Annotated in this window: 3 protein-coding genes; 1 reads left to right on the forward strand and 2 read right to left on the reverse strand. The window is 67.1% G+C overall.

Going from position 1 to position 3,895, the window contains the following annotated elements; translation table 11 throughout:
• Positions 1–237 precede the first annotated feature (237 nt).
• Both VFA16_RS07540 and VFA16_RS07545 read right to left on the reverse strand, forming a co-directional pair.
• Complete coding sequence (locus VFA16_RS07540) at positions 238–891, reverse strand: hypothetical protein (protein ID WP_324967214.1); 654 nt, start codon at positions 889–891, stop codon at positions 238–240.
• 117 nt (positions 892–1,008) lie between these two features.
• On the reverse strand, positions 1,009–2,523 hold the full coding sequence (locus VFA16_RS07545; RefSeq protein ID WP_324967215.1) for a PucR family transcriptional regulator: 1,515 nt from the start codon (positions 2,521–2,523) through the stop codon (positions 1,009–1,011).
• A gap of 96 nt (positions 2,524–2,619) precedes the next feature.
• Here VFA16_RS07545 and aroC point away from each other — a divergent pair, with 96 nt between their 5' ends.
• Positions 2,620–3,807, forward strand: coding sequence for a chorismate synthase (gene aroC, locus VFA16_RS07550; RefSeq protein WP_324967216.1), 1,188 nt, complete (start codon positions 2,620–2,622; stop codon positions 3,805–3,807).
• Positions 3,808–3,895 lie beyond the last annotated feature (88 nt).

The following is a 3,895-nucleotide window of genomic DNA, read 5'->3' on the forward strand; positions in this document are numbered from 1 at the left end:
GCCGCCCATCACACCTTCCGCAGCTGGACTGGGTTGGTAATTCCCATGGTGGTGTAGACGCATGCGGTGGTGTTTGCCGGAACGGGACAATACCGCGGCCCGTCTTTGTCGCCGTCTGACAATGCCGTCCGGAGCGCGTGATTTCTATGCTGGCCCAAATCCTTTGGAGCGCTGGTAATTTCAACGGCAGCTGATCGCGCGCTGCGCTCACCCTACGCCGATAGGGCTGATCAGGATTTAAAACTGGCTGGTGCGCCGGTCGCCGTCGCCGTGGCCGAGCAGATCGTCGAAGTCACGTTGCCATGCGGCGTGGCGAACACGGTTGATGAATGCCCGGATGGCGTCAAGCAACACCATTACAGCCATGGCCGCGCTGAGCCAAATCGCTAACGCCGCCGCCGCCGCCTCCGCCGCCGCACTCTTAGTTGGCGGGCCGACCTGGTTGCCGTGCTGGTCCACCCAGATGTCCACCGATTCACCCGGTTTGACCGCCTGGCGCGTCTGGATGGTGCCCGTGTGTTCGGCTCCGTCCACAAACCACCGGGCGTGCGCCCTGAGCGACTTGCTCGGCGAGATCTGAGACATGCCGTCATCGATGACGGTGGCAGCGACCGTGCGACTGGTCTGCGCTTGGTCGGCGTAGATGTGGCGGCGCGAGTCATACACCGCGGTGCCCGCGGCGGCGGCGATCGGCGCGGCCAGCAGCGACAGCACAACGGCCATCACCAAAATCAATCCCTCGACTCGATCGATTGTGCGTACCAGCGGGCTACGGCCGAACAGCCGCAGAAAGCGCCACCGCGGCATCTGCACCGTGAACGTGTCCGTCGCGGCGTCTTCTTCGGACCAATGATCGGTGAACCGTTGATAATCGGGTTGCGGGGTAATCATCCGAATTCCTAGCGGAGGGTCGCTATGGCCCCATAGTCGTGCGGATGTCCGCGGGACGCGTTGCCCATGCGAGACAAATCGCGTCTCGCGCTTTGTCCTGTTTCGACAGCGCCGTGATCAATCGGTGTCGATGGCCGCGATTTCGATCATCATCGCCAGCCGCTTGTTGGGGTCGTCCAATGACAGGTCGGTGATCTCGGCCATCTTGCGCAGCCGGTAACGCACGGTGTTCTCGTGCACGCCTAAACGCTCACCGGCCTCGGTCGGATCACCCTGAGCTTCCAGCCATGCCCTCAGCGTCGCCACGTATTCGGTTGCGTTGGCGCGGTCATGACGACGCAGCGCAGCCACCGGTCCTCGATCGGGGGACCGGCCTGATCGTGCGGCGGTGCGCAAGCGCTGCAGCAAGATGTCAGCCCACGACTCGTCATAGGCGGGGGCCATGCCCCGGGGCGACACCTCGTGGAGCGCCAGGCACTCGTCGGCCTCCCGGCGTGCTGCGGCGAGCTCGTCCACCTCGGCGTGAGCACTGATGCCGGCCAGCACACTCGTCCGCTCAGGGAGCGCGGCCCGCAATCCGGTGATCCAGCGCCGCGCCGCCGCGGCGTCCTCGCCCGGCAGCAGGGTGTAGACGGTGTTGCCCGCCAAAGCGCTGCGACCCGGCCTTGACCAACCGAACCCCGTTGTGGCGCGCTCGAACGCCAACAACAGTGCGGCATCGCGGTCAGCGCCGATAAACGCTTGTAGCGCGATGACCCGCAACGGTCCGTGCGGCAGGCCAAGCCTGCTGGCCAGCGTGGTGGCATCAGCGCTGCCTTCCAACAACCGGATCACCAGTTCGGATTCGACCTGACCTTCCAGGTCAGCGCTCGCTCGTGAGCGCAGCAGATGCAGGGCCACGGTATGCGCGCCGTCGGCCAACGCGCTGAGCGCAGCGCCGTCCAGCGGCGCAGAGCATGCCACCCACAGCGAGCCCATCAGTTCTCGGCCCGAGCGCACCGCCACCACCATGCGTCCGCTCACGCCATGTTCGGCATCCTCGGCGACAAACAATGGCTCGTCGGATGCTGCCAGATGCGCCAATACGCCACGAGCCTCGAAGAACGAACGAAGCTGCTCCGGCGTCTGTCGTCCCAGGATTGTCTCCACGCGCGCCGGGTCAGCATGTTGCTGCAGGCGCGAATACGCCAGCACTCGCAATAGCTGATCGTGGATGACCACTGCACCGCCGATCGCCTCCGCCAGGCTGTCAGCCAACGCGAACAAATCGGTTGGGCCACGCCCGGATTCAGTTTCGCGACCCTCCAGCACCAACCCATAGATAATCGCAGCCAACTCGCTCCAGGAAACCGTCTCGTCGACCATCATGACCGCGCCGACCGCGGCGTCGTCGTCGAACCTGACGGGCTCCTCACCGCCACGGACCAACACCACGACGGCATGCGCCGACGCCGCCCACCGCACCGCTTCCCGCAGCGAGCCGGCACCAACCGCCAGCAACACATCACCCACCGCCGGACGGTCCTCGTGAATTACTACGCTGCGCAGCTCGGTCGCCCTCGGCACCGACGACCAACCCAAACGGACCCCATAACCACCGAGCACGTTCACCAAGCGGTCCAAAGTGATCACGAGCCGCCCCCAATGCCGAACCGATCATCAGGGTAATCGGGGATCGCTTGGTCAGGCGCTCCCGAGGTCACCAGCCGACATGGGAAGATGGGACACGTGTTGCGATGGACCACTGCTGGTGAATCCCACGGCCGCGCGCTGGTGGCCGTGCTGGAGGGCATGGTCGCCGGGGTGGCCGTCACCAGCGAAGACATCACAACCCAGCTGGCCCGGCGGCGACTCGGCTACGGCCGTGGCGCGCGGATGAAATTCGAACGCGACCAGGTGATCATGCTCGCCGGAGTGCGGCACGGCTACACCCTGGGCGGGCCGATCGCCATCGAGATCGCCAACACCGAATGGCCGAAGTGGGAAACCGTGATGGCGGCCGACCCGGTCGACCCGTCCGAGCTGGCGGACCTCGCCCGCAACGCGCCACTGACCCGGCCTCGGCCCGGCCACGCCGACTACGCCGGCATGCTCAAGTACGGGTTTGACGACGCTCGACCGGTGCTGGAGCGGGCCAGCGCCCGCGAGACCGCCGCCCGGGTAGCGGCGGGAACGGTGGCGCGGCAGTTTCTGCGCCAGGCGCTGGGCGTCGAGGTGCTCTCCCACGTCATCTCCATCGGCGCCTCCGAGCCGTACGACGGTCCACCGCCGCAGCCCGAGGATCTGCCCGCGATCGACGACAGCCCGGTGCGCGCCTTCGGCAAGGCCGCGGAGCGGTCGATGATCGCCGAGATCGAAGCCGCCAAGAAGGACGGCGACACCCTCGGCGGCGTGGTGGAAGCCGTCGCGCTGGGACTGCCGGTGGGTATCGGGTCGTTCACCAGCGGCGACAATCGGCTCGACAGCCAGCTCGCCGGAGCGGTGATGGGCATCCAGGCGATCAAAGGGGTGGAGATCGGCGACGGCTTCCAGACGGCTCGCCGCCGCGGCAGCCTAGCCCACGACGAGATGCATCCCGGCCGCGACGGCGTCGTGCGGTCGACCAACCGGGCTGGGGGGCTCGAGGGCGGCATGACCAACGGCCAACCGGTGCGGGTCCGGGCGGCGATGAAGCCGATCTCGACCGTGCCGCGGGCACTGGCCACCGTCGACATGGCCACCGGCGACGAGGCCGTCGCCATCAACCAGCGGTCAGATGTGTGCGCGGTCCCGGCCGCGGGGGTAGTGGTCGAAACCATGGTGGCGTTGGTGCTGGCCCGCGCGGTGCTGGAGAAGTTCGGCGGCGACTCGCTGACCGAGACCGCGCGTAACGTGCGCGGGTACCTCACCGCCGTCGCGGAGCGGTTCCGGCACTGACCGAGCTGGTGCTGATCGGTCCGGTGCCCCGGCCGGATGGCTCAGCCGCGGTGGCTAGGCTGGAGCGGTGGAGGATGTTGCGAAACCG

The sequence above is a fragment of the Mycobacterium sp. genome (assembly GCF_035653355.1).
Lineage (GTDB): Bacteria > Actinomycetota > Actinomycetes > Mycobacteriales > Mycobacteriaceae > Mycobacterium.